Source organism: Ruegeria sp. CDSC068, from assembly GCF_059610545.1.
The window spans coordinates 231,865-256,903 of sequence record NZ_JBXWNV010000005.1 but is presented as its reverse complement, the minus strand read 5'-3'; the positions used below and the strand labels follow the sequence as shown (position 1 = coordinate 256,903).

Annotated in this window: 31 protein-coding genes; 15 read left to right on the top strand and 16 right to left on the bottom strand. The window is 57.0% G+C overall.

Features of this window, described 5'->3' with window-relative positions:
* Positions 1-59 precede the first annotated feature (59 nt).
* Positions 60-830 carry an alpha/beta hydrolase gene (locus AC2FID_RS12660; protein ID WP_496837108.1) on the top strand — a complete coding sequence of 257 codons (771 nt, stop codon included), beginning with the start codon at positions 60-62 and terminating at the stop codon, positions 828-830.
* Between the two features lie 18 nt (positions 831-848).
* Here AC2FID_RS12660 and AC2FID_RS12655 read toward each other — a convergent pair whose 3' ends face one another.
* The 3 genes from AC2FID_RS12655 to AC2FID_RS12645 form a co-directional block, all read right to left on the bottom strand.
* Complete coding sequence (locus AC2FID_RS12655) at positions 849-1,130, bottom strand: hypothetical protein (protein WP_496705047.1); 282 nt, start codon at positions 1,128-1,130, stop codon at positions 849-851.
* A gap of 726 nt (positions 1,131-1,856) precedes the next feature.
* Positions 1,857-3,815 carry a DNA topoisomerase IV subunit B gene (parE, locus tag AC2FID_RS12650; protein WP_282119887.1) on the bottom strand — a complete coding sequence of 653 codons (1,959 nt, stop codon included), beginning with the start codon at positions 3,813-3,815 and terminating at the stop codon, positions 1,857-1,859.
* Positions 3,816-3,974: 159 nt separating this feature from the next.
* Positions 3,975-4,529, bottom strand: coding sequence for an NYN domain-containing protein (locus tag AC2FID_RS12645; protein WP_496837105.1), 555 nt, complete (start codon positions 4,527-4,529; stop codon positions 3,975-3,977).
* A gap of 190 nt (positions 4,530-4,719) precedes the next feature.
* Between AC2FID_RS12645 and AC2FID_RS12640 the strand changes: the two genes are divergently transcribed.
* Positions 4,720-5,328, top strand: a complete 609-nt coding sequence (locus tag AC2FID_RS12640) for a carboxymuconolactone decarboxylase family protein (RefSeq protein ID WP_496837103.1) — start codon at positions 4,720-4,722, stop codon at positions 5,326-5,328.
* Positions 5,329-5,334: 6 nt separating this feature from the next.
* Here the strand turns inward: AC2FID_RS12640 and AC2FID_RS12635 are convergent, their stop codons facing one another.
* Entirely contained in the window at positions 5,335-6,210 is an 876-nt protein-coding gene (locus tag AC2FID_RS12635; RefSeq protein ID WP_496837101.1) for an alpha/beta fold hydrolase, read from the bottom strand.
* Between the two features lie 126 nt (positions 6,211-6,336).
* Here AC2FID_RS12635 and ppk2 point away from each other — a divergent pair, with 126 nt between their 5' ends.
* Positions 6,337-7,260, top strand: a complete 924-nt coding sequence (gene ppk2 / locus AC2FID_RS12630) for a polyphosphate kinase 2 (RefSeq protein ID WP_472724094.1) — start codon at positions 6,337-6,339, stop codon at positions 7,258-7,260.
* Between the two features lie 105 nt (positions 7,261-7,365).
* Complete coding sequence (locus AC2FID_RS12625; protein ID WP_496837100.1) at positions 7,366-8,730, top strand: MATE family efflux transporter; 1,365 nt, start codon at positions 7,366-7,368, stop codon at positions 8,728-8,730.
* A gap of 11 nt (positions 8,731-8,741) precedes the next feature.
* Here the strand turns inward: AC2FID_RS12625 and AC2FID_RS12620 are convergent, their stop codons facing one another.
* Positions 8,742-9,143: a hypothetical protein gene (locus AC2FID_RS12620; protein ID WP_108860266.1), complete on the bottom strand. Its 402-nt coding sequence runs from the start codon at positions 9,141-9,143 to the stop codon at positions 8,742-8,744.
* Between the two features lie 10 nt (positions 9,144-9,153).
* Positions 9,154-10,356, bottom strand: a complete 1,203-nt coding sequence (locus tag AC2FID_RS12615) for a pyridoxal phosphate-dependent aminotransferase (RefSeq protein WP_108860267.1) — start codon at positions 10,354-10,356, stop codon at positions 9,154-9,156.
* 91 nt (positions 10,357-10,447) lie between these two features.
* Between AC2FID_RS12615 and AC2FID_RS12610 the strand changes: the two genes are divergently transcribed.
* The 3 genes from AC2FID_RS12610 (at position 10,448) to AC2FID_RS12600 (ending at position 11,670) form a co-directional block, all read left to right on the top strand.
* Complete coding sequence (locus AC2FID_RS12610; RefSeq protein WP_058274142.1) at positions 10,448-10,840, top strand: helix-turn-helix domain-containing protein; 393 nt, start codon at positions 10,448-10,450, stop codon at positions 10,838-10,840.
* A gap of 35 nt (positions 10,841-10,875) precedes the next feature.
* Complete coding sequence (locus AC2FID_RS12605; protein ID WP_108860430.1) at positions 10,876-11,094, top strand: succinate dehydrogenase assembly factor 2; 219 nt, start codon at positions 10,876-10,878, stop codon at positions 11,092-11,094.
* Between the two features lie 78 nt (positions 11,095-11,172).
* The gene (locus tag AC2FID_RS12600) at positions 11,173-11,670 is read left to right on the top strand and encodes a MarR family winged helix-turn-helix transcriptional regulator (protein WP_186437453.1); all 498 of its coding nucleotides are present in this window, start codon (positions 11,173-11,175) and stop codon (positions 11,668-11,670) included.
* Here the strand turns inward: AC2FID_RS12600 and AC2FID_RS12595 are convergent, their stop codons facing one another.
* Genes AC2FID_RS12595 through AC2FID_RS12585 form a run of 3 tightly spaced genes read right to left on the bottom strand, consistent with a single transcriptional unit; the run spans position 11,671 to position 13,519 of the window.
* Entirely contained in the window at positions 11,671-12,393 is a 723-nt protein-coding gene (locus AC2FID_RS12595; RefSeq protein WP_496837098.1) for a DUF1194 domain-containing protein, read from the bottom strand.
* Positions 12,390-13,094 carry a DUF1194 domain-containing protein gene (locus AC2FID_RS12590; RefSeq protein ID WP_496837096.1) on the bottom strand — a complete coding sequence of 235 codons (705 nt, stop codon included), beginning with the start codon at positions 13,092-13,094 and terminating at the stop codon, positions 12,390-12,392. Before AC2FID_RS12590 ends, AC2FID_RS12595 begins: the two co-directional genes overlap by 4 nt.
* Complete coding sequence (locus AC2FID_RS12585; protein ID WP_496837094.1) at positions 13,091-13,519, bottom strand: VOC family protein; 429 nt, start codon at positions 13,517-13,519, stop codon at positions 13,091-13,093. Before AC2FID_RS12585 ends, AC2FID_RS12590 begins: the two co-directional genes overlap by 4 nt.
* A gap of 175 nt (positions 13,520-13,694) precedes the next feature.
* On the opposite strand from AC2FID_RS12585, the gene thyX reads away from it, so the two are divergent.
* Positions 13,695-14,606 carry an FAD-dependent thymidylate synthase gene (thyX, locus tag AC2FID_RS12580; RefSeq protein ID WP_058274136.1) on the top strand — a complete coding sequence of 304 codons (912 nt, stop codon included), beginning with the start codon at positions 13,695-13,697 and terminating at the stop codon, positions 14,604-14,606.
* 229 nt (positions 14,607-14,835) lie between these two features.
* Here thyX and AC2FID_RS12575 read toward each other — a convergent pair whose 3' ends face one another.
* Positions 14,836-15,042: a cold-shock protein gene (locus AC2FID_RS12575; protein ID WP_010439113.1), complete on the bottom strand. Its 207-nt coding sequence runs from the start codon at positions 15,040-15,042 to the stop codon at positions 14,836-14,838.
* 215 nt (positions 15,043-15,257) lie between these two features.
* Here AC2FID_RS12575 and AC2FID_RS12570 point away from each other — a divergent pair, with 215 nt between their 5' ends.
* Complete coding sequence (locus AC2FID_RS12570) at positions 15,258-15,575, top strand: ArsC/Spx/MgsR family protein (protein ID WP_282153689.1); 318 nt, start codon at positions 15,258-15,260, stop codon at positions 15,573-15,575.
* Positions 15,576-15,614: 39 nt separating this feature from the next.
* Positions 15,615-15,983, top strand: coding sequence for a hypothetical protein (locus AC2FID_RS12565; RefSeq protein WP_058275883.1), 369 nt, complete (start codon positions 15,615-15,617; stop codon positions 15,981-15,983).
* Between the two features lies 1 nt (position 15,984).
* Here AC2FID_RS12565 and AC2FID_RS12560 read toward each other — a convergent pair whose 3' ends face one another.
* The 5 genes from AC2FID_RS12560 to thrS form a co-directional block, all read right to left on the bottom strand.
* Positions 15,985-16,512, bottom strand: coding sequence for a DoxX family protein (locus AC2FID_RS12560; protein ID WP_058274133.1), 528 nt, complete (start codon positions 16,510-16,512; stop codon positions 15,985-15,987).
* Positions 16,509-17,270, bottom strand: coding sequence for an HvfC/BufC family peptide modification chaperone (locus AC2FID_RS12555; protein WP_496837091.1), 762 nt, complete (start codon positions 17,268-17,270; stop codon positions 16,509-16,511). Before AC2FID_RS12555 ends, AC2FID_RS12560 begins: the two co-directional genes overlap by 4 nt.
* Entirely contained in the window at positions 17,267-18,124 is an 858-nt protein-coding gene (gene bufB, locus AC2FID_RS12550) for an MNIO family bufferin maturase (RefSeq protein WP_472724086.1), read from the bottom strand. Before bufB ends, AC2FID_RS12555 begins: the two co-directional genes overlap by 4 nt.
* Positions 18,125-18,194: 70 nt before the next feature.
* Entirely contained in the window at positions 18,195-18,497 is a 303-nt protein-coding gene (locus tag AC2FID_RS12545; RefSeq protein WP_058275886.1) for a BufA1 family periplasmic bufferin-type metallophore, read from the bottom strand.
* Positions 18,498-18,719: 222 nt separating this feature from the next.
* Positions 18,720-20,678 carry a threonine--tRNA ligase gene (thrS, locus tag AC2FID_RS12540; RefSeq protein ID WP_496761042.1) on the bottom strand — a complete coding sequence of 653 codons (1,959 nt, stop codon included), beginning with the start codon at positions 20,676-20,678 and terminating at the stop codon, positions 18,720-18,722.
* Positions 20,679-20,873: 195 nt separating this feature from the next.
* On the opposite strand from thrS, the gene AC2FID_RS12535 reads away from it, so the two are divergent.
* From AC2FID_RS12535 to AC2FID_RS12515, 5 genes are all read left to right on the top strand, one after another.
* Entirely contained in the window at positions 20,874-21,623 is a 750-nt protein-coding gene (locus AC2FID_RS12535; RefSeq protein ID WP_496837193.1) for an alpha/beta fold hydrolase, read from the top strand.
* Positions 21,620-22,615 (top strand): alpha/beta hydrolase, encoded by a 996-nt coding sequence (locus AC2FID_RS12530; RefSeq protein WP_496837088.1) that lies wholly within the window; start codon positions 21,620-21,622, stop codon positions 22,613-22,615. The genes AC2FID_RS12535 and AC2FID_RS12530 overlap by 4 nt, the downstream gene beginning before the upstream one ends.
* Positions 22,615-23,043, top strand: coding sequence for a VOC family protein (locus AC2FID_RS12525; RefSeq protein WP_282120052.1), 429 nt, complete (start codon positions 22,615-22,617; stop codon positions 23,041-23,043). Before AC2FID_RS12530 ends, AC2FID_RS12525 begins: the two co-directional genes overlap by 1 nt.
* Positions 23,044-23,060: 17 nt before the next feature.
* Entirely contained in the window at positions 23,061-23,675 is a 615-nt protein-coding gene (locus tag AC2FID_RS12520; protein WP_282169415.1) for a hypothetical protein, read from the top strand.
* 83 nt (positions 23,676-23,758) lie between these two features.
* Positions 23,759-24,475, top strand: a complete 717-nt coding sequence (locus AC2FID_RS12515; protein ID WP_496837087.1) for an alpha/beta fold hydrolase — start codon at positions 23,759-23,761, stop codon at positions 24,473-24,475.
* On the opposite strand, the gene AC2FID_RS12510 is transcribed toward AC2FID_RS12515, so the two are convergent.
* The gene (locus AC2FID_RS12510) at positions 24,466-25,038 is read right to left on the bottom strand and encodes a DUF6151 family protein (protein ID WP_496837085.1); all 573 of its coding nucleotides are present in this window, start codon (positions 25,036-25,038) and stop codon (positions 24,466-24,468) included. The two genes, AC2FID_RS12515 and AC2FID_RS12510, sit on opposite strands and share 10 nt — an antisense overlap.
* Between the last annotated feature and the right edge of the window lies 1 nt (position 25,039).

The window sequence follows — 25,039 nt, the reverse complement described above, 5'->3', positions numbered from 1 at the left end:
TCTTGCCGCGCGCGCCTGTCGTCTCGCATAGTGGGGGCAAGTGACAAGAGGGCGTTTTGATGACCAAAGAGATTGTTCTGATCCACGGGGCCTTTGCCGGACCTTGGTGTATGGCGGACTACGCGGGTTTCTTCCGCGCGCGCGGTTGGACGGTGCACACCCCTGCGCTGCGCTTTCATGGTGGGGACCCCAAGGCCGAACCTGACCCCGGACTTACGGATACCAGTGTCGCGGATTATGCCAATGATATTGCCGAGCTCGTGCAGGGCTTGGACAGCAAGCCGGTCATCCTCGGCCATGCCATCGCGGGCGTTGTGGCGCAGCAAGTGGCCGCGCGCGGGTTGGCCAGTGCCATTGTTCTGATCAACCCGAACGCGCCGTGGGGCACCTTGCCCGAAACCGACGATGAACGCGCCATCCCGCGCGCGCTGATGGAGGGTGGGGCGTTCTGGAAGCAACCCATGCGGGTCGAGTTCGACCTGATGGCCCCTTTTGCGTTAAACAAGATGCCCGAGGCGCAGCAGCATGAGGTGTTCGACCAGCTGGGGGCCGAAAGCGGGCGGGTGATGTTCGAGATGTTCTTTTGGATGTTCGACGATCACCACGCGATGAAGGTCGACATCGACAAGGTCGACTGCCCGGTGCTGATCATGTCAGGGACCGAGGACCGCGCCGTCAACCCCGACACCTGCCGTGCTCTGGCCAACATGTACGGGGATCGCGCGACATTTATGCCCGTGAAAAACCACGCGCATTTCCTGTTCATGGAGCCCGGCTGGGAGCATCCCGCCGGCCAGATAGCGAGCTGGCTGGAGGGGAAGGTGGGCTAGAAGGCCCGACCTTTCAGTTCAGCGATTGACCTGAATACCGCTCTCTGGTTTCCACTTCATGGCACCGTCGCCGCCTTTGATACAACGCAGAAGGTGTTCTTCGCGCGTACTGGACGTTTCGGTCACGGTGTTGTTGCCAGAGATCACAACATAGGCGTCCACCGAATAAGCGAGGCCATTGTAATAGCAGAACCGTAACTCTGCCCCGACCGGAATAGGCGATGCGCCGATCAGCGACTGCTGCGCGCTTGCCTGACTGGCCAGCAAGGCAAAGGCCAGCCCGAGGGTTAGTGCTTTCATATTGTCCTCCCGTTCGAAATTTATGTTCGTTCAAATTGGGTCTTGGACGCTCGGATCCTCAAAATTTGTTCTTTGATGACAATTGCGCGCAAGTGTGAACGAGATCAACGGGTTAGGCAAGGGGTTTGCGGGCGCTACCCACATGAACAACCCACACTCAAATCGTTGTATCTTGGCTAGGTAAGAGTTGATGTTTTTTTTGGGGTGTGAACGCTGGGCCGTTCACTTTCGATTGGAACCGCGTGCACCAAGATTGCCGTTAATCACAAACTATCTTTCTACGCATACCCCAGCTCTCTACGTTCGTGCCCATAGTCAGAATCGACGTTGTCTTGCCAGTCCAAGTTATCTCAAAGTCGTACACCTTTATCTCATGAATAAATAACTCGTTGTTTGACTTCCGTTTTATTGAGACAGCGTATGGTGAGGGACTAAATCCTGATCGCGTAAATTCCGGAGAGGATGCCCGATAGTAATTTTCGAGGAATTCCTGAAAAGACGCAGGTTCTCCCCTCCTTATGATTTTCCATTCGTGCCAAGTTCGCGCAATATCACATTCGTCGATAGGCTCGATTATCCAGTCACGAGGAATAACGGCCGCAGACACTGCAAGGCCACCTAGTACAACGAAAAGCGCGATTTGAGCTGTTCTTACAATAGCCAATTGGATTTCAAAGGTCCCTTTAAGCCGATTTTAGGCTGAAATACCTGATTTTGAGGAAAACCTCACACATCCAACTCCTCCACAAACCGCGCGTTTTCCTGAATGTACTGGAACCGCAGTTCGGGTTTTTTGCCCATCAGGCGCTCGACCAGATCGCCGGTCTCACCGGGTTCGTCCTCGTCGATGGTGACGCGGATCAATTTCCGGGACGCGGGGTCCATTGTGGTCTCTTTCAAGTCCTTAGCGTCCATCTCACCCAGACCCTTGAAGCGCGAGACGTCGATCTTGCCCTTGCCGCCCAGACCTTTCTCAAGCCACTCGTCGCGCTCGGCCTCGTCCAGACAGTAGACGCGTTTAGCGCCTTGCGTCAGGCGATACAGGGGCGGGCAGGCCAGATACAGGTGGCCCGTGTCGATCATCGGGCGCATCTGGGTAAAGAAGAACGTCATCAACAGCGCCGCGATATGCGCCCCGTCCACATCCGCGTCAGTCATGATTATGATCTTGTCATAGCGCAAGTCGTCGACATTGAACTTGGTGCCAAGACCGACACCCAGCGCCTGCGTCAGATCGTTGATCTCGGCATTGGTGCCCAGCTTGGAACTGGCTGCGCCCAGCACGTTCAGGATCTTGCCGCGCAGGGGCAAAAGGGCCTGCGTTTTGCGGTTGCGACCCATCTTGGCCGAGCCGCCCGCAGAATCTCCTTCGACGATGAATAATTCCGTTCCGTCGCGTGTTGAACTAGAACAGTCCACCAACTTGCCGGGGAGACGAAGTTTTTTAGTGGCGGACTTACGTTGTGTTTCTTTCTCGGCGCGTCGGCGCAGACGTTCTTCGGACCTCAGAATGAGGAAATCGAGAATAGCACCGGCGGATTTCGTGTCCGCGGCCAGCCAGTTATCGAAATGGTCGCGGACCGAATTCTCTACCAACCGTTGTGCTTCGACCGTGGCGAGGCGGTCTTTGGTCTGGCCCACGAATTCCGGCTCGCTGATAAAGCAGGACACCAGCGCGCAGCCACCAGTGATCAGGTCGTCGCGGGTAATCTGCGCGGCCTTCTTGTTGTTGATCAGTTCGCCATAAGCCTTGATCCCTTTCAGGACTGCAGCCCAGAACCCGGCGACATGAGTGCCGCCTTCGGGGGTGGGGACAGTGTTACAGTAGGACTGGATGAACCCGTCACGCGAGGGCGTCCAGTTGATCGCCCATTCGACCTTGCCTGCTGCACCGAATTTTTCCCGAAAGTCCACGGTGCCAGCAAAAGGTTGCTCGGCATAGGTGGACGAGCCGTTCATCGTTTCCTTCAGGTAGTCCGACAGCCCGCCGGGAAAGTGGAAGCTGGCCTCGGTTGGCGTTTCGCCATCGTCGATATGGGATTTCCAGCGGATTTCGACGCCCGAGAACAGGTAGGCTTTGGAGCGGATGGATTTAAACAGCCGCGCCGGTTTGAACTTGTGATGGCCAAAGATTTCGGCATCTGCGTGGAACGTCACAGTGGTGCCACGTCGATTGGGGGCCGCGCCAACCTTTTCGACCGGACCCAACGGGACCCCGCGCGAGAACCGCTGTTCGAACAGAGTCTTGTCCCGCGCCACCTGCACGACCATCGAATCCGACAAGGCGTTGACCACGGATGCACCCACACCGTGCAGACCGCCCGAGGTCTGATATGCTTTCCCCGAGAATTTGCCGCCCGCATGTAGGGTGCAAAGAATGACTTCAAGCGCCGATTTGTCCGGGAATTTGGGATGCGGATCAATCGGGATACCGCGCCCGTTGTCTCGCACCGTCAGTGCGTAATCTGCGTGCAGCTCGACCTCAATCCGGTTGGCGTGACCTGCGACCGCTTCGTCCATCGAGTTGTCGAGGATTTCGGCCACCATATGGTGCAGCGCACGCTCATCCGTGCCGCCGATATACATACCGGGGCGTTTGCGGACCGGTTCCAGCCCTTCAAGCACCTCGATCGAGGAGGCGTCATAGGTATTGGTCGCTTCTGGCGTCAACAGATCGTCGGGCATGGGTGCTGCTCTTGTTTTTGGGTTTGGTCCCATTATGGCAGGGGATGTGGTCCGGGGGAAGGGGCGCGCGAAGTGTTGTGTGCGGTTTGTCGGCTGTGGTGCGCCGTGATTGGGAGCCGAGGTTGAAACGCTACATGTTTGACAAGGCTGGAACCACGGTCACAACGCCAGCCAGAGAGCCCCATTCCGATAGCCACCCTGCACAAGCTCTTTGGCCGGCAGCACATCCGGATAATCGTCAACCCAGTCGCGAAAACGGTCGTTTGTGACAATGGTAGCACTTAGGTCGCGAGCGACCTGTAGAACAAGTGGGTCGGCTGGCGTTCCCTTGGGGGCGACCATAACGCGGTCAACGGGCAACCCAAGCAGTGAGGCAAGGGCTTTGTCATTCATGTAGCGATCCGAGATTTTGTAGCCGACATTTGCATCGAACACGACGCCGGGCGTCAGGCCGGAGGCGGTCAAAGCATCGACAACTTCTTGCACGGTGGCAATGTCCGGAATGCCCTCTCGCCAGTGCAAAATATTTGATCCATCAACCACGGCCCAGTTCTCCGGCGCTTTCGATCTGCGCAACCATTTTCCAAGCAGCAATATCGCGCTTGCAACGGTGCAAAGCCCTGCGACCATTGCCCAATCAGAAAAAGCAGGGCGGGACAGTGCCGCGAACAGGCCGCAGATTGACAGGACAAACAAGAACAGAGGAAGGCGCATCGCTGGAAAATCAATATAGTGAAACGGGGTGTCGCCAGTTCTTTATCAGGTGGCGGTGGAGAATGCCCAGAGCGTTCTCATTGCGGTCACGTGAAATGTTCCAGGAAAACGTGGCCTCCAAGGCCTCGCATTGTTTCTGCATTCTGTTTAGGTTTGGCTGCAAAAGCAAATGGATACGGGAGGCAAAGAGATGAGTTGGATCAGAACCATCCCTTTCGATGAAGCAACAGGAAAACTCAGGAAACTTTACGACCGTGTTACTGGCCCCGGCAACAATGTCGACAACATCATGATGGTGCATTCTTTGCGGCCACATTCGATGGAAGGTCACATGGCCATGTACAAGAACGTGCTGCACCATTCCGCCAACACGATCCCGAAGTGGTTTCTTGAGGTGTTGGGCGTGTGGGTCAGCGCGCTGAACAAATGCAGCTATTGTGTCGAGCACCATTACAGCGGTTTGCAGCGTTTGTTGGGCGATCCGGAGCGTAGCCAGGCAATTCGCGCGGCGATTGAGGCTGGCACACCAGAGGAGGCCCCGTTGGATGCGGCTCAGATTGAGGCCATGCGTTACGCGCGCAAACTGACTGAGGCCCCGGCGGAGTTGAAACAGCAAGACGTGGAAGCCCTGCGTAAGGCCGGCTGGGACGACGGTGAGATCCTCGAAATCAATCAGGTCTGCGCGTATTTCTCTTATGCGAACCGGACCGTTTTGGGGCTGGGGTGTTCAACGGATGGCGACATATTGGGCCTGTCGCCCAACAACTCGGATGACCCGGCGGATTGGGGGCACCATTAAACGGATTTAGCGCGCCATCCAACCAAGGATTGCCTGCGCCACCGCTTTGGGTTGTTGGTGATGCAGCCAGTGATCAGCGTTCGGAATGTCGATGCGCGTCAGGTCCGGCGCGTAGTCTTCCAGCCCCTCAGTCGACTCTGGCAGCAACGCCTTGTCTTCACGCCCCCACAGCAACAGGTGGGGGCAGCGAACCATCAACCGGTCCTTCGGCAGCTCTGGCAGATCCGTGCGCGGTGCGCCGGGTTTCGCAACCACCAGCGGTGACGCGCGGTACCAGTTCAACATGGCCTCCAGCCGCCCGGGCCGCGCCCATTCTGTACGATAGGCCTGCATTTGCTGGTCCGTCAGCCAGTCTGTCCCCATCCCGAAACGAAAAAACCGTTCAAGCTTGGCAAAATTGTCCGCCGACAAACGCTCCTCTGCGTCTGGTGCGCGCAAGGCATTGATGTATTGCGAAGCCTCGGATTGCGCGCCCCCTGCGGCCATGGCCCGTTGGAAGGGCACTGGGTGCACGCCGTTGGCGATGATCAACCGGTCCACCAGATCCGGGCGGAACATGGCCAAACCATAGGCCACAGACGCTCCCCAATCGTGGCCAAGAACACAAACCGGACGGGCGAGCCCCTCGATCAGCGTCACCATGTCCGAGACCAGTCGCGACAGGGCATAATGGCCGACGCCCTCTGGCGCCCAGCTTTGCCCGTAACCGCGTTGATCGGGGGCGATGCAATAGAAGTGGGAAGACAGATGCGGGGCCAGGTCCTGCCACGCGCCGCTATATTCGGGAAACCCGTGAAGCATCAACAAGGGCGGAAGGTCGGGGTCCCCCCAGCTGCGCAGACGGAACCTCTGGCCGTTAAGATCAATGAACTTGTTTTTCATAGCCGAAGCCCTGTGTTGTACCTGAAGCACACGCCCAGAAAGATGTAAAAGTTTGACACCAATCAAAGCGTGTTTTTCACCCGACTGCTAGGCGTTTTCCCGGACAGTGAGACAAGGAGAACCTGAATGGAAGTAGTGACGCAGATCGAGAATGTGCAAGACCCTGCTAACCTGTCGGCGATAGCCAAAACCTCACCGGCTGAGCCTAGCCCCGAGAGAATTCGTCAGGCCTTTGAAAGCGGCAAATATCCTTATGATCGCAAGATGGCGCGCAAAGCTTATGAGGCGGAGAAGGCGCAACTGCAGGCAGAATTGCTAAAAGTACAACATTGGGCACAGGAAACCGGCCAGCGGTTTGTCTTGCTGTTCGAGGGCAGGGATGCCGCAGGCAAAGGTGGAACGATCAAACGCTTTATGGAGCACCTGAACCCACGCCAAGCACGTGTCGTTGCGCTGAATAAACCCACCTGGGAAGAGAAGGGACAGTGGTACTATCAGCGCTATGTTCAGGAACTGCCCACGGTCGGCGAAATGGTTTTCTACGATCGGTCCTGGTACAACCGCGCCGGGGTTGAACGGGTCATGGGTTTTTGTTCGCCCAACGAGTATCTCGAGTTCATGCGCCAAACGCCCGAGCTGGAGCGGATGCTGGTGCGCTCGGGCATCCAGCTCTACAAATACTGGTTTTCGGTCACGCAACCTGAACAGCAACGCCGGTTCAAAAGCCGCGAAACCGATCCTCTGAAACAGTGGAAACTGTCACCAATCGACAAGGCCAGCCTTGATAAATGGGACGATTATACCGAGGCCAAGGAGGCGATGTTCTTTTATACCGATACCGCCGACGCCCCGTGGACCATCGTGAAATCGAACGACAAAAAGCGCGCGCGCCTGAATTGCATGCGCCACTTCCTGTCTACGCTGGACTATCCGGACAAGAACCATGAAATCGTCGACAGCCCCGATCCTTTGATCGTCGGCCAGGCGCATCACGTGATCCAGCACTCGGAACATATTCTGGGCAATTCACTGCATCCTGAAACCGTGTGACAGGAGTCCTCTCAGGTAACATTTGAACCTGTGGGTGTAGTCTCAAGGTGAAATTTCGTCGTTCGCCTCTTGTCCCGGCCTCGGGCCGGGCATAAGGCTGTTCGGATGAGTAAGGTGATGACATATGGTGGCCACTTCCGGGCCATTTCTGTACTGGGCCTGCCGCTGATCGGCGGGCACCTGGCCCAATTTGCTATTGGGCTGACGGATACGGTCATGCTGGGTTGGTACGGTGTCGAGGCGCTGGCCGCCGTGACCTTGGCCAGCAGCTATTTCTTTGTGCTGTTCCTGTTTGGGGCCGGATTCGGTTTGGCTGTTATGCCAATGGTGGCGACGGCTGCGGCTGAAGAAGACGAAACAAGTATTCGCCGTACAACGCGCATGGGGTTGTGGTTGTCGCTTATCTACGCGGCCGTCATGATGCCAATGCTCTGGTGGTCGTACCCTATTTTCCTTGCGTTGAAGCAGGACCCGCAAGTCGCTGAAACCGCGTCCCAGTACCTAAGGGTTGCTGGGTGGGGCCTAATTCCGGCGCTTTTGGTCATGGTGTTGAAATCCTATCTGGCCGCGTTAGAGCGGACCCAGATCGTGCTCTGGATCACCGTGGCCGCTGCAGTGGTCAACGCGATCACCAACTATGCCCTGATCTTCGGCAATTGGGGAGCCCCTGAGCTGGGTGTGATGGGGGCCGCCATCGCGTCGGTTGTCACTCAGGTCGTATCGTTGGTTTGCGTGGTGATCTACGCCATGCGCGTTTTGCCCGAACATAGCCTGTTCCAAAGGTTCTGGCGTCCGGACTGGGAGATGTTTCTGAGCGTTCTCCGCCTGGGCGTGCCGATTGGCCTGACGACCCTGTCCGAGGTCAGCCTGTTCGCAATGTCAGCGATCATGATGGGCTGGCTGGGTCAGGTTCCACTGGCGGCACATGGCATTGCACTTAATTTGGCATCCGCGACGTTCATGGTGCATCTGGGGCTGTCAAACGCTGCGACGATCCGGGCAGGGAACGCGTTGGGCCGGAAAGATAGGCCACATCTGGAACGCGGCGCGATTGCGGTGACGGGGATGTCTTTGGTGATCTCGGTCCTGACTGTCATCCTGTTCCTAGTCTATGCCGAGCCTTTGATTTCCCTGTTCATGGAACCGGATGACCCGCAGCGTCCGGAAATCCTGAAGATCGGTACAGGTCTGCTGGCCATGGCGGCTTTGTTCCAATTGGTGGACGGGGCACAGGTCATTGCGCTTGGCCTCCTGCGTGGTTTGCAGGATGCAAAGGTCCCGATGGTCATGGCCGCGCTCAGCTATTGGGGCGTGGGGATCACGTCCTCGTACTACTTTGGCTTCGTATTGGGCATGGACGGAATCGGAGTCTGGCTCGGCCTTGTTCTGGGCCTGGCCTGCGCGGCGGTTATGCTGATGGCGCGGTTCTGGATGCGCTCGGTCCGCGAAGTTGGTGTGCCCGCCGAGTAAGATTCGGCGGGTCAGTCTTTGCCGAAGCGGTCTGCCTTTTTTCGCACCAGGACAGAACGTAGGTCATGCATGGCCAGCAGCAACCGGTCGGTTACGTCCTCAAGCTGCTCTGGTGTCGCCTTGGATTGCGCCCATTGCGTGGTGAGGTTCAGATAATCAACCGCGCGGTGAATGTCGTCGATGTCGCGCTGGGCCAGCAACGCTTTGCGCGCCTCCATCCAACGGGCAATCTCGGCCTTGTCGGCGTCGGACAACGTGCGTTGGCCTTGCGGTTTCACCTCGCCATTGCGGATGTTGATGACCGCGATCTGATCCATCTCGATCCGGCGCTGGCGGTTTTCAGTGTCGATCCTGAAAACCGCCGCACCATTCTCGCGAACGCGGAAATAATATTCGGGCAATTCCGACGTCATTTGCGCTTACTCAAGTCAACGATGCGCAAAAGCGCTGGATGCGGGTGCAAGCTTCGGTCAGCGCCTCGTCCGAGGTCGCATAGCTGACCCGAAAGTTTGGCGACAGGCCAAAAGCCGCACCGAACACGACGGCCACGTCTACCTCTTCCAGCAATGCGGTGGCAAACGCCTCATCCGAGTCGATCACAGTGCCTGCGGGGGTGGTTTTGCCAATTAGCCCGGCAATGGATGGATAGACGTAGAACGCCCCCTCGGGCGTCGGGCAGCTGATGCCGTCGATTTCGTTCAGCATGCGAACAACCAGATCACGGCGGCGTTTGAACGTTTCGTTGTTGGGGGCCAAAAAGGACTGCGTCCCGTTTAGTGCCTCAACGGCCGCCCATTGGCTGACCGAGCAGGGGTTCGAAGTCGATTGCGATTGGATCTTGCGCATGGCGGCGATAACCTCGACCGGTCCTGCCGCGTAACCAATGCGCCAGCCAGTCATCGCATAGGCTTTGGAGACACCGTTACAGGTCAGCGTCCGGTCATAAAGGCGGGGCTCGACTTCGGCCGGGGTGCAGAATTCGAACCCGTCATACGCCAGATGTTCATACATGTCGTCGGACATGACCCAAACATGCGGATGCCGCATCAGGACGTCGGTTAGTTCTTTCAACTCTTCACGGCTGTAGCCTGCACCGGTGGGGTTCGACGGTGAGTTGAAGATAAGCCACTTGGTCTTCGGCGTGATCGCAGCCTCAAGCTGATCTGCAGTCAGTTTGAAGTTTGTCTGGATCGAAGTTTCCGCGATTACCGGAGTGCCTCCGGCCAATAGCACCATATCCGGATAGCTAACCCAATAGGGCGCAGGGATCACAACCTCATCGCCTTCGTTCATCGTGGCCATCAGGGCATTGTACAAGGTTTGCTTGCCGCCGGTGCCGACCGAAATCTGCGCGGGCGTATAGTCCAACCCGTGGTCACGCTTCATCTTGGCGCAGGCAGCCTGTTTCAATTCAGGGATGCCGTCAGGCGCGGTATATTTGGTCTTCCCGGCTGCGATGGCTGCAACTGCCGCGTCCTTGATGTTTTGCGGGGTGTCGAAATCGGGCTCGCCCGCGCTTAGGCCGATGACATCGCGCCCGGCAGCTTTCAATTCGGCCGCTTTAGCGGTTATCGCAATGGTGGGCGATGGTTTCACGCGTGACAGTGTCGCAGAAAGGAAACTCATGGTCGGCCTCGATTTGTATGTTCAGCTTGACTGTCATAGGGTGCGCTCGAATGACGATCAAGCGATATGAATAATGGAATTGGAGAGCCCGATGAACGACGAGAATGACTGGTACGGACCGGACTCTGCGACATTCGGGGACAGGCTGGCAGGGGCACGCGAAGCGGCTGGTATGACCCAGGCCCAGATGGCCCGCAGGCTTGGCGTGAAAAAGACAACAATTGCAGCCTGGGAAAATGATCTGTCCGAGCCGCGCGCGAACCGTCTTTCCATGATGGCAGGCATGGTCAATGTGTCGATCATGTGGTTGCTGACCGGTGAAGGCGAAGGCATGGATGCCCCCGTCGAAGCGGAAGAAGGCGCACCCGAGCTTGCGGATGTCGTGGCTGAGCTGCGTTCCATTCGCGGTGAAATGCGCGCCAGCGCCGAGCGGGCCGCGAAGCTGGAGAAAAGGGTGCGTCTGATGCTGGAGCAGGGTCGGTGAACGAACCACGGGACGTTCGTATAAAGCGGCTGAAGATGCGATCCATGCGGCGTGGGATCAAAGAAATGGATCTGATCCTGTCAGCCTATGCTGACCGAAATCTGACGGCCATGGAGCCGTCGGATCTGGATAATTATGATGCGTTGCTGCACGAAAACGACCAGGATCTTTATCAGTGGGTCACAGGGCAGGTGCAGCCGCCCGAAACCTATTCCGAATTGATCTCGGACATCGCGCAGACCTTTCAAAAATAAAAGAAAATCCGGCTTAACCGATTTTTCGGGATTTCCATTCATCCTGCCTGAAACAGCGCGACTGAATCGGAGGATCGGATGAGTATGGAAATGCAGGTCTCCGCGCCGGGAACCAAAGGGTTCATGACCAGCTATCTTGAGGCACTTGCCTTGGTGGAACGGCTGCACCGGTTGCTATTGGACGTCATCAAGGATGAGTTTGAGCGTGTCGGCGTATTGGAGATCAACGCCGTGCAGGCATTGCTTTTGTTCAATATCGGCGACCATGAAGTCACCGCGGGTGAATTGAAAAGTCGTGGGTATTATCAGGGCAGCAACGTCAGCTACAACCTGAAGAAACTGGTCGAAATGGGGTACATGCACCATCAAAGATGCGAGATCGACCGCCGTTCCGTAAGGGTTCGATTGACCCCACGCGGTCGTGAAATACGCGATGTCGTATCCGAGTTGTTTTTGCGCCACGCTGAGGGGCTGCAAAATCGCGGCGTGTTGGGGCTGGAAGGCATCGACGACATCACCACATCCCTGCGTCGGGTCGAGCGGTATTGGACGGACCAAATCCGGTACATCTATTGATCAGGGGCGCAGGGAATCTGTGGCGTCGGACAGGGTTAGCCCCTCCAGCTCGCGTATCAGTTTTCGGGTCATCGCGTCCTCATAGGCCTCAAAGCCCAAAGCGACTTCGATGAAGGCTCCGGGCCCCAGAATAACCCATGTGTTGTAATAGGCGGAAAGCTCACCGACCTGGACATAGCGTTTGTCGCCATGACTGGGATCGTCTGCTCCGATCACGAGCCCGTTGATCGTGATGCCGGTGTTTTCCAGTTCGGCTTTCACGCTGCGTGGATGAGGGCCCAGATTGTGCTTGCCGTCCCCTGACAGATCCAACGTGCGTTTCCAGCAGTTCGGTTGCTGCGACAGTAGATTGGCTCCGAACCGCATTGCCGACCCAACGGCAGTGCCCTGTGGTGCGTTACCCCGCGTGACGGTCTTCAATTGGTCGCTGATCCGTGCAAGATCTTGTGCCGTGCGGATCTCAGTCCAGTTTACCAACATGCGTTGATGACGGGGCTCGCTCCATTCGTAGATCGCCAATCGCACAGGCGCGCCGATGTCGGACAGGATCAGTTGAACAACTTCAGGGCGTTGCAAGGCCGCAGCCAGACCGCCGGTTTGCAGCCTGTACTCGCGGCTGTCGACGGAACCGGACACATCCAGGCCCAAAGCTAGCGCTTGCCTGCATTCCGCTGCGACAGGGGAGGCCAGTAGGGAAAGAATGGTGGCCAGGAGGCGGATCATTGATGTGCACCCTCCTGCAAAGCACCGATCTGCAACCCTTTCAATTCTCGTTCCAGCTTGCGACGCATCGCGCGCTCAAAATCTTCGAACCCTTGCGCGATTTCCAGAAACGCACCGGGGCCGTGCAGAACGTTGTTCTCGAAGAACGGGATGAGGAACAGCTCTCCTTCAAAGTCTGCAGCGTTGATTACCAACCCGTTGACCACGACGTTTTGAAAGGGAAAGTGCCGGTATGCAGAGTCCGGCCCATAGCCGTCATTGTTTGAGCCATCCCCGGACAGATCGATAGTTTGGAACAGGCAGGGCGGTGCTTGCTGCATCAAAGTCGCGCCAAATGCCAAGGCATAGCCCATTGCTGTGGCTGAGCCACTATCCGAACGAACAGATTGTTGCACTGTTGAGGCTGCGACCAGCAGATCGGCCTCAGTGTTGATCATGGTCCAGTTTAGAACTACGCGTTGTGTGGTGCGTCCGCTCCACTCATACACGGCCAGCGCTACCGGTGCGGGCGAGGAAAAAAACGCCTCGACCACTTCTGGTGCGATCAATGCAGCCGCAAGACCCTGCCGTTGCAAAACGTCTTCGTTCTCGTCCACGGAAGTCGAGATATCCATAGCGAGTGCCAGTGCAAGCCGGCAGGTCTCGGCCCGAAGGGGGCTGGCCAGAACGGCCAGACCCAGTGTTATCAGCCAGCGGATCACCAGGTGCCGGTGCTTTCCATGCTGGCCCAGGGCTCGGCCGGTTCCAGCGCTTCGCCGTTTTGCAGCAGTTCGACCGAGATATTGTCCGGAGACCGCACAAACGCCATACGCCCGTCACGCGGGGGGCGATTGATCACAATGCCGTTGTCCTGCAAGTGCTGGCAAACCTCATAAATGTTGTCGACCCCATAAGCGAGATGCCCGAAATGTCGGCTGTCGCTGGGCAAAGTGTCATCCCCATCCCAATTGTGGGTCAGCTCGATCGGCCGATCCTCTTGTCCCGGAGGGGCCATGAAGATCAGCGAAAACCGGCCTGCTTCGCTGTCATAACGGCGGGTTTCCTCCAGGCCCAGCAGTTCATAGAACGCCATCGACTTCTCCAGATCCTTCACGCGGACCATGGTGTGAAGATATGTCAGCCCCATTGTGGCTTCCTTTCTATTCAGGTGATGGGCTGCAGCTTAGCGCGCGGGCCAAGCGTGTCGAGGGGCAGGGCGGACACAATTTGGAATTTGCGACGCTTGGTGCACATGTCGCGGTTCCGGTCTGGGAATTGCCGATATATAGTGGTGGGCGACTCATTGCTGGAAAGGAAATTTCATGCCGCTGTCCTCTGACCAACTGGCCGAGATCGAAGCGCAACGGGCGCAATCGCATCCAACACGCCGCGTTGTGGCTGAGGGGATGGAAGACCACCTCTATACCGCGCATCAGGTGCTGGATCACGGCTTTGTACGCGTCATTGACTACATGGGGGATGACGCAGCAATTTGTCAGGCGGCACGCGTATCTTACGGCAAAGGCACCAAATCGGTGCAGAATGACGAGGGGCTGATCCGCTATCTGATGCGGCACTGGCACTCGACCCCGTTCGAGATGTGCGAGATCAAGCTGCATGTCAAACTGCCGGTCTTTGTCGCCCGACAGTGGATTCGTCACCGGACCGCAAATGTGAATGAGTATTCTGCGCGGTATTCTATTCTGGACCGAGAGTTTTATATCCCTGCACCGGACCACGTGGCCGCACAATCCGAAGTGAACAATCAGGGTCGCGGCGACGCCCTGCAAGGGGAAGAGGCAGCCCGCGTTCTAGAAATGCTCAAGGCCGACAGCGCGCGGTGTTATGACAATTACGAAGCCATGATCAACCAGGATGGTCAACAGGGGTTGGCGCGAGAACTGGCGCGGATGAACCTGCCTGCGAATATCTACACGCAGTGGTACTGGAAGGTGGACCTGCACAACCTGTTCCATTTCCTGCGTTTGAGGGCCGATCCACATGCTCAGTACGAAATCCGCGTTTACGCCGACATGATGTGCAAGATCGTCGCCGACTGGGTGCCCTTCGCGTATAGAGCGTTCGAAGATTACCGTTTGGGTGCGGTCAACCTTTCGGCGCAGATGGTTGATAGCCTGCGACGCATGTTGGCCGGTGAAACTGTGACGCAGGAAAACTCGGGCATGACGGCACGGGAATGGCGCGAGTTCGAGGCTGTCATTCGCGAGGGTTAAAGCCGACAGAACTCTTTCTTCTGATGTCATGACGCCTTTTTGAGTGGTTCATGACATCAGTCATCAGTGTGATGCGTGAACGCTCGGAAATCGTGGTGTTCGGCTAAAACGAAAGCACTCATGCCGATACCAAACCGACGCGAGGGTAAGGTTTCAAACCCTTGAGAATGGACAACGGCCGGAAATTGGCCGTTGGCCTGCTTTTAGTACCCGCAGATGACGGGGTGTTTTATAACGGCTTCAAATCAGAGGCCATTTGTCGGCCGTCGCGTCCGTCTTCCAACTCATACGAGACTTTCTGATTGTCAGCGAGTCCGGTCAGACCGGACCGTTCTACGGCCGAGATATGAACAAAAACGTCCTTGCCACCTTCGTCAGGGGCAATAAACCCATAGCCTTTCGTGGTATTAAACCATTTCACGGTGCCAGTTGGCATTTCCCGTGTCTCCTTCTACTTACACGTTGTCCCACAAATTGGTGGGGGCAGTGGTTGACGCAACCACAACGCATCACCGCTTCGCCCACACGACGCAGCCCGAATTGTGTGTTTCGTCTTTTTCAACATTGCACGGTGAAGTAAAAAATCAAGAATAACTGGATGTAGCAGGCAAAAATGCCAAAAATTCATACAAGTACAGGAACGGTCCCAAAATGCGTCTATATGGCCTGAAAAACTGTGATACTTGCCGTAAGGCATTGAAAGAAATTAAAAATATTGAATTTGTAGACGTTCGCGCGCAAGGAGTTCCCGATTCTGTCCTGACAGAGGCGTTTGCTACGTTCGGCGAAGCTTTGCTCAATACCCGGTCAACAACTTGGCGTGGATTGGACGCGGAACAACGCACGCGACCACCTTTGGAGTTGCTGAAGGAACACCCGACTTTGATGAAGCGCCCCTTGATCGAAGATGACGGTACGTTGTTGTTGGGCTGGACCGCGAAAACCAAGGCAAGCCTTGGCGTTGCCTGATCGGGCGCTTATGTGTCTGACGTAAATGTGAGGGTTTAAATGCGCAACGCATCAATGATTTTGGGCGTCATTGCCGGTTTGATCGGAATGATTGTTGGCTTTTTTGGCTATGGCTATATCGAATTCATAAACCATTACGGCGAGATCGAAGGCCTTGCTGAGCAAGTGGACAACGTACAGTTCATCCAGACCGCTTCCATTATTGCGCCTTTGCTGGCCATCGCGGGGGGCGCAATGGCCCATGCGCGGGCTCTGATCGGTGGAATATTGCTGCTGATCTCAGCCGTCGGGATGTATTTCGCGTTTGGATTCAACGTCTTCACGATGTTTCCGGTGGCCTTTGCCGCCGTGGCAGGCATCCTTGGGCTGGCCGCGGGAAAACCGGACGAGCCCAAGGCACATTTCTAGGTCATTTCACGTGCAGGGCCCGGTCGACAGACAAGGGGCCTGCGCCGTTGATCACGATAACGAGCAGCACGAAAGTCCAGAGCGTCCGCTGGTCCAGCACATTTGGTGCGGCGGTAAAAAAGCTTCCCAGCGCTGCGCCATGCCCGGTGACGTCGACAATTGTCTGAACCCAGACAAAACCGATCATACCCAAGGCCGCCAGCCGGGACAGAAGGCCCACCAGAATCAAGGCCGGCAGCAGAAACTCAGCCCAGGTGCCGGCAACTGCGATCACCCAATAAGAAAAGCCGAGTTGTGAACTGTCATAGCTGACGGCTTCCATTGCTTTGGGAAAAATCTGGACGTATGCACCGTCAGACGGGAACAGGAAACCCAAAATGCCACTGCCAAGTTTAGTGGTTGCTGAGTTCCAATAGTAGACAAGCAGCGTCGCGGCAAAAACCACCCGGGCCAGTGTTGGCGTGAGCCAGCCAGAGGTCATTTCTAGCCGTCCCAGGGTATTATTGTGAAAAGAGATCAGGGCAGTCATGTTGCCAGCCTTTCGATAGACACAGAAGTAATCGCGCCGCCCTGCAAAAGCAGCGCCAGAGTGGCCCCAAGGTCAAATTCGGGGAATTCGGCAGAGGTTTGTTCAAATGCCTCGCCAATGGTAAGCCCGGCCTGAACGTGGGCGATCCAGTCCGCTCCGCCTTTGGGCAGCAAATGCGGGGCCGGGTCGAATTCGGGTCGGGTGATCAGGATATCTTCGGACCCGGGTGCAGGTTTGGGTGCACCCTCTTCGGAATTGAAGCGCCAGATCGAAAACAGTGGCCAATCTGACCGAAGAACCTTCATGGATGGCGCAAATTCTAGCTTTGCCAAAACGATCTCTTCCGGTGGGATGGCCAGCGCATCGGGCCGTGCGGCCTGGCTATCGGCAGAGTGGTAGGATCGGCGCAGTGCCAGTTCCAGACGCGCCACGTCGGCAAGGTAGCCAAGGTGCGACAACTGCTCCATCCCGGCAAGAAATTCGGGGAATTCCTCACCGTAGAACATCATCAGCGGTGAAGACGGGGGGTGTTTGCGCAGGAAAAGCCCGGCAAGCCCATCCATGTTCTGAGGCCCCAGCAGTCGTGCGATCACGGGAAAGGCTTGATGCATCGCCTCGGTCAGCGAAACAGCCACGTTGTTGCGGTAAACGCTGAACCGCCGCCCGGCGGGGCGTTCTGTGGCATCCCACAAACCGTCCGGAACAGCCGCCGACGGGTCAAGCAGGGCTGCGCGGAACGTGGTTTGCGAAACGCTCATGCGGGGATGCGGTCCAGTGCCGCCTGAGCCCGATCTGCTTCGGCCCGAAGAATGGACCAGTCGGGTACGTCCGTATCCCATTCGATCAGAACGGGTTTGGGGCCGGAACGGTCCAACACGTAATCCAGCAACGTCCACACCGGATCAACGACTTCGCGACCGTGGCTGTCGATCAGCAAGGGACGACCATGGTCGTCTTCGTCTTCGTCATGACCGCCAAGGTGTATCTCGTGGACGTTGTCCAGCGGGTAGGCGTCGATGTAGCTCTGCGGAGAGAAGTCCAGATTGGTGGCCGACACGAAGACATTGTTCACATCCAGCAAAAGACCACATCCTGTCCGACGTGCGATTTCCCGCAGGAAGTCAGGCTCGGACCATGTACTTTCTTCAAAAGCCAAATAGCTGGATGGGTTTTCCAGCAGCATTTGCCGCCCCACGGTTTCATGAACCTGGTCTATATGTGCGCAGATTCGCTCCAGCGTTTCGTCCGTGTAGGGCAGGGGCAGAAGATCGTTCAGGAAATGACTGTCATGGGTCGACCAGGCCAGATGCTCGGAAAAGCTGGCCGGATTCAGCCACCCCACCAAGTGTTTCAGACGCACCAGGTGAGCGGGGTCCAAGGGGCCTTCTCCACCGATCGAGAGGCCAACGCCGTGGACGGAAATGGGGAACTTTTCAGAGAGGTGGCGCAATTGAGCCAGCGGCCTGCCGCCATCACCCATGTAGTTTTCGGCATGGATCTCAAGCCAGCCGACCGGATGCGCATGGTCCAGAATCTGGTCGTAATGCTGGGGTTTATACCCGACCCCCGGTGCCGCGGGCAGCCTGTTTGATCGAAGTGAACTATCCAGCATGTGCAAATCCTCCGGTCACGAAAAGAGGCGGGCGATAGGGCCCGCCCCTCCGACTCTCAGATGCTTGGGCTTATGCCGGCAGGTCGCGCTCCAGCGGTTCCAGCGAACCTTCGCGCGCTGCGCCATCTGCCGACTTGGGCAGTTCGATATCGGCGCAGGTTCCAGCGTCGACCAGAGTCCAGGCATTGCCCTGATAGTCAACGGTCGAGGTGCCCGCGCAGGTGGTGCCGGGGCCAGCGGCACAGTCGTTCTGACCGGCCAGCGAAACGCCATAGCATTTCTCTTTGGCTTGTGCGGAGGCGGTTGTGGCTACGCCAGATACGGCTGCTGCAACTGCGCTTGCGATAACCAGGGTTTTTGCGGTGTTCGACATCTCGGTAATCCCTTTTGATGACTGCGTATGTCTTCTTGTGACAATGACAAAGGTAGTAGCTAAATCGGGGCAGGTGAATTCACGAGCCCGTGTCTCACAACCCCGTCAAAGAGCGTAATGCCCTCTTGAAGGTTAACAAACTGTTTTTGAAATGAAAAATGGAAAATGTTTCAATCCGACCCCGAAATTGGGGTCGGATTTCGGGCAATTTGTCGCCGAATGTTACAGAAGATCAGGCGGCGTCGCGGCCAATGACAGCTCTTTTGTTACAGCCTCAAGAGATTGAACTTGTGTCTGTTTTTCGCCAAGGCGGCGCACACTTACGGTACGCTCTTCAACTTCGCGGTGACCGACTGCCAGAATGATCGGCACCTTGCCGACCGAGTGCTCACGAACCTTGTAGTTGATCTTTTCGTTGCGAATATCCGCCTCGGCCCGCACGCCAGCAGCCTTGAGCGTTTCGACAACCTCCAAAACATAGTCATCCGCCTCGGACGTGATCGAGGCGACCACAACCTGACGCGGGGCCAACCAGAACGGCAGTTTGCCAGCATGTTCCTCGATCAGGATACCGATGAAGCGTTCGAACGAGCCCAGGGTTGCACGGTGCAGCATGAACGGACGGTGCTTGGCACCGTCGGCACCGATAAAGTTCGCATCCAAACGCTCCGGCAAGTTTGGATCAACCTGCAGGGTGCCGCACTGCCATGTCCGGCCGATCGCGTCGGTCAGTGTGAATTCCAGCTTGGGGCCATAGAACGCGCCTTCGCCTTCCAGAACCTCATAGTCATAGCCCGCTGCCTTACAGGCATCACCCAGCGCCTTTTCGACCAGATCCCAGCTTTCGTCCGATCCGATCCGTTTTTCCGGTCGGGTCGACAGCTTGATTGTCCAATCATGGAACCCGAGGTCAGCATAGACCTTGGACAGGAACGCAATGAACTTGGCGGTCTCAGATTCGATCTGTTCCTCGGCGCAGAAGATATGGCCATCGTCCTGCGTGAAACCACGGACCCGCATGATCCCATGCAAAGCGCCCGAGGGTTCGTACCGGGCGCACGATCCAAACTCCGCCATACGCAGGGGCAGGTCGCGATAGGACTTCAAGCCCTGATTGAACACCTGCACGTGGCACGGGCAGTTCATTGGCTTCAGCGCGTTGATCGCCTTTTCGCGGGCGTGTTCTTCGTCGACTTCGACGATGAACATGTTCTCTTGATATTTGTCCCAGTGGCCAGACGCTTCCCACAGCTTGCGGTCCACGACCTGCGGCGTGTTCACTTCGACATAGCCGTCTCGTTCCTGCATCCGGCGCATATAGTCCTGCAGGGTGGTGTAGATCTTCCAGCCGTTCGGATGCCAGAAGATCTGGCCCGGCGCTTCTTCCTGCATGTGGAACAGGTTCATCTCGCGGCCCAGCTTGCGGTGATCACGCTTGGCAGCCTCTTCCAGCATATGCAGATGCGCTTTAAGCTTTTCCTTGCCGGTGAAGGCCACGCCATAAATGCGCTGCAGCATTGCGCGGTCGCTGTCGCCACGCCAATAGGCTCCAGCAATGCTCATCAGCTTAAAGGCGTCGCCCGGCAACTGGCCGGTATGCTGCAAGTGCGGGCCACGGCAGAGATCCTGCCAGTGGCCGTGCCAGTACATGCGAAGCGGTTCGTCACCCGGAATGGCTTCGATCAGCTCGACTTTATAAGGCTCGTTATTGGCCTTGTAGAATTCGATTGCGCGCTGACGGTCCCAAATTTCGGTGGTCACGGGATCGCGCTTGTTGATGATCTCTTTCATCTTTTTCTCGATAAGGCCGAGATCTTCGGGGGTAAACGGTTCTTCCCGGTCGAAATCATAGTACCAACCGTTGTCAATCACGGGGCCGATGGTGACCTTGGTTGCAGGCCAGATTTCCTGTACCGCGCGCGCCATCACGTGCGCCAGATCGTGACGGATCAGCTCGTTGGCCTGTTCCTCATCTTTCATGGTGTGGATGGCGATCTGCGCGTCAGATTCGATGGGCCACTGCAGGTCCCAGTGCTGGCCGTTCACGGTGGCCGAGATGGCCTTTTTGGCCAATGAGTTTGAGATATCAGCAGCGACCTGAGCTGGCGTGACGCCTGCGTCATAGGATCGTGCATTGCCATCGGGAAAAGTAAGGGAGACTGACTGTGAGTCCAGGGCCATATCGGCTCTCCTCGTCGGTTTGGCGCCCACTGAACGCCCGGTTGCGGGTTATGTGTGTTCGATCCATTTGGCAGTTGCAGCATGACCTGTCAAGCATCCAGCCGCGTTGGGGCTGACGCGGCGGGAGGTTCGAATTCGGGAATTGCAGCCACCGGGCAGCCGTGCATGATGAACCCCAAAAGGAAAGAGGGCGACATGGCAGCGACGGATTTTCTGGAAACGGCACAAGGGCGGCGGCTGGCTTATCACAAAAGCGATGGGGCAGGGCCGACGGTTGTATTTTTGGGCGGGCTGAAGTCTGACATGGAGGGCACCAAGGCGGTGCATCTTGAGGCTTGGGCCAAGGCGCGCGGTCAGGCATTCCTGCGGTTCGATTACTCGGGCCATGGCGAGAGCTCGGGCAAATTTGAGGACGGATGCATCGGCGACTGGCACGAGGATGCTTTGGCCGCGGTAGCTGCCCTGACCGATGGGCCACTGATCGTGGTCGGGTCGTCGATGGGCGGCTGGCAAGCGCTTTTGCTGGCGAAGGCAATGCCGGATCGGATTGCAGGTGTGGTGACCATCGCCGCCGCGCCTGATTTCACTGAAGACGGGTACTGGGCATCGTTTTCTGACACGCAAAAACAGGTGTTGGAAACCGAAGGGTATGTTGAATTACCCTCTGACTATATGGAGCCTTATATCATCACGAAACGCATGATTGAGGACGGAAGACAGCAGTTGGTTCTGCGGGATGCAATTAATCTTCAGTTTCCGGTACGTTTTCTGCAAGGGACTGCAGATACTGCTGTTTCCACTGCAACAGCTGTGCGTCTGGTGGAACATGCCACCGGTTCAGATATGCGCCTGCTCTTGGTCAAGGATGCAGACCACAGGTTCTCGGACGGGCCATGCCTGGAAATCATCGAAAACGCCGTGCTTGAAGTGATGAGCGCGCAATGATCCGGGGGGTGGGCAAAGCCATCGGGCGTGTTCTTCTGGTGCTGGTCGCGGCTGGTGCCCTGATCTATTGGTTCGGTCCGCGCGAAGAAGTGAACCTGAACCCGACATTTGAACCGCGCAAGTTTGGCGAAGGGGTGCAGGTCTATTTCGAAAGCGTCGAGTCCGCTTTCGATGACATCACTGCTGGTGTCGAGAAACGGGTTGTCTGGCAAGACGGGTTCAAGGAACAGCGCACCCCGGTTTCCATATTGTATTTGCATGGGTTTTCCGCCTCGTCCGAGGAAGTTCGCCCTGTCCCGGACATGGTCGCCGATGCGTTGGGGGCCAATCTGGTCTACACCCGCTTGCAGGGTCATGGGCGCGGCGGGGAGGCGATGGCCGAAGGCACCGCCTCGGGCTGGATGCAGGATATGGCCGAAGGGTTGGCCGCCGCCCGTGCAGTGGGCGATCAGGTCGTCGTGATTTCAACCTCGACCGGCGGAACACTGGCTGCGGCGGCGACATTGGACGATGCACTGATAGAAAACGTAGCCGGTTTGGTCTTTGTTTCTCCGAATTTTGGTGTGAACACGCCCGGTGCCTGGATACCGGGCCTTCCATGGGCGCGAAGCTGGTTGCCATTGATCATGGGGGAAGAACGGGACGTCTCGGGGCCGGATCCCGAGAAGAACAAGTACTGGTCGTCGGTTTATCCGTGGGAGGCAGTTGTGCCTATGACCGCCTTGGTTGAAACTGTTTATGCCATGGACTTCTCGCAGGCGCGTGTCCCGGCGTTGTTCTGGTTCTCGGACGATGATCAGGTTGTGCGCCCGGACTTGACCCACAAGGTGGCCGAAGCTTGGGGCGGACCTGCTAGTGTTCATACGGTTACGATGGGGCCGGGCGATGACCCATCGTCCCATGTCATTGCCGGACGTTTGATGTCTCCGGGACAGACTGATGCTGCGGTCGCTGGTATTTTGGCATGGTTGAAAGAGCATGGGATCGAATGATGGAACAGCGCGTCAGCCTAATCACTGTCGGGGTGGAAGACCCTGAAACCGCCGCTGCATTCTATGAAAAGATCGGCTGGAAACGTGTCGACAGCCCGGACGGTGTGATTGCCTTTGATCTGATCGGGCAGACGCTGGGGCTGTATCCTCTGCCGGCACTTGCCGATGAGATTGGTGTTGACGTGGGCACCTTGGGCCGTGGGGCGCTGACGCTTAGCTATAACTGCCGGTCAAAGGAAGATGTCGCGCTGGTTTTAAGCAAGGTTCAAGCCGCTGGTGCCGAGGTTCTTAAACCGGCCTCGGATGTGTTCTGGGGCGGGCATCACGGTTATTTCCGCGCACCCGAAGGCACGATCTGGGAGGTCGCTTTCAACCCGTTCTCACCTCTGGCCCCTGATGGGGCGTTTCGTTGGAACGGGTACGGGTGATGCGTAAGCCGGGTAGCATGTGGAGCCTTGAAAACCTTGGCCGCGTGCGCCTGTCCAAGCACTTTTTCATGCGGGATTTTCTTTATTCTGAGATCGGAAATTTCCATGAAAAACAGAACCTTCCCGACAACCCTGATCTTGCCATCGAAACCGGCGGCGCCTTTTGCCAGACGTTACTTGACCCGTTAGAGGAGACGTTCGGCCGCGTGGCGGTTCGATCTGGTTATCGGTCGCCGTCGTTGAATCAATATGGCAATGAAAACCGGCTGAACTGCGCCCGAAACGATAATCCACTGGAGTGCCATATCTGGGATTGGGGCACCGGCGATGATCGGATTGCCGGGGCGTCGATTGTCATTCCGTGGTTCGCGGATCGTTACGCGGAAGGCCGGGATTGGCGCGATCTGGCGTGGTGGATGCACGATCATATGGAGTATTCCGAGATTTGGTTTTTCCCAAAACTCTGTGCTTTCAATCTGGTGTGGCGGCCAATTCCCCTAAGGCGTATCGACAGCTACATCGCCCCGCGCGGGTGCCTGTTGCGTGCGGGCGAAAATCCGGGCGAAGACCTGAAAACTCGTCAAAAGCGCTATGCGGATTTTCCCACGTTTCGCGGCATTGCCTATCCGTGAAGTTTAACTTGCCGACGCCGATAAAACCTCTCATCCTGCTAAAAACGAAGCCGCCGAAGAAGCTGAGATGAAGGAGGCCGCGATTGATCGAGCCGCTGGTTTTATTGCCCGGATTGATGTGCGATTCTAGGGTATTCGCCCCTCAGATCGCGCACTTTTCTCGTCAACGCGCGGTCACGGTTGCACCGGTTTCGTTGGGCGAGCGGATCGAAGAAATTGCCTCGGGCCTTCTGGATCAACTGCCACACCGCTTTGCGCTTGCGGGGTTTAGTATGGGTGGTGTGGTGGCTCTTGAACTTATTCGTCGCGCACCCGACCGGATTTCGCGCCTGTGCCTTATGGCCACCGATGCGCAGTCCGACACGCCGCAGATCGCGGCGACACGAGAAGAGTATATGGTTGGTGCCAAGGCCGGGCGGCTTGAAGAGGTTATGCGAAAGATCCTTGGGTCAGATACGTTGGCCCCTGGGCCAAGGCGCGTTCCCATTCTGAGTGACGTGACTGCCATGGCATTGGATCAGGGGGCAGATGTGTTCGAACGCCAGATGCGCGCTTTGCAGCGGCGTCCGGATCAGCAAGGTGCGCTGCGAATGATCAAGGTTCCCACGCTGGTCTTGTGTGGGGCGCATGACCTGCTGACACCAGTAAGAAAGCACGCATTTATGGCAGATCTGATCCCAAATGCGGAACTAAATGTGGTTGAGGACGCGGGGCATTTGCCAACGCTCGAAGCGCCTCAGGTTGTCAATGAAGCACTTGAGAACTGGTTAAACATGCCTGCGCGAACCACTTATGGGTAAAGGGCTGCACGCTCGGATTTGCTGAGGATCACAGGCTCAACAACCGGGTCGAAGGTACCTGGGTCGAAGAAGGGTGTGTTCTTCCAACTGCCTGACATCCGCGATTTCGCGACGCGGATCGCCAGCCCGTATACGGCCGACCCAATCTTTTCATGGGTCTGTTTGCCGTGGCCTTTGGGAATAAACCCGCGCGTGGTGATCGGCCCCAACCCACTTGGGTCGGGGATACGTTTAACGATAAAACCTGCGAATGGGAACTTCGGCGTTGTTGGTGTGGTCGCCAGTGGCGCATTGCAGCAACTGGCATACCAGCGCATCATCCCTTTGGGGCTCAGTTGCATCAGCGCGAGATGCTCGGCACCGCCGTCGAAAAGGATCTCTTCCGGAAGCATCTGCAGGATTTCAACAGGACCGGGGGCAGGATCGGGTTGCCCAAAGTACAACTGAGCCGCGCGGCAATCGTGACAGTAGCACACGACATGTGTGCCGTGTTTCACGCCTGCGGCGCTGATCCGTCCATATAGGGAACCGCAAGAGCAGGAAAATGGGGTGTCTTTCGCCACT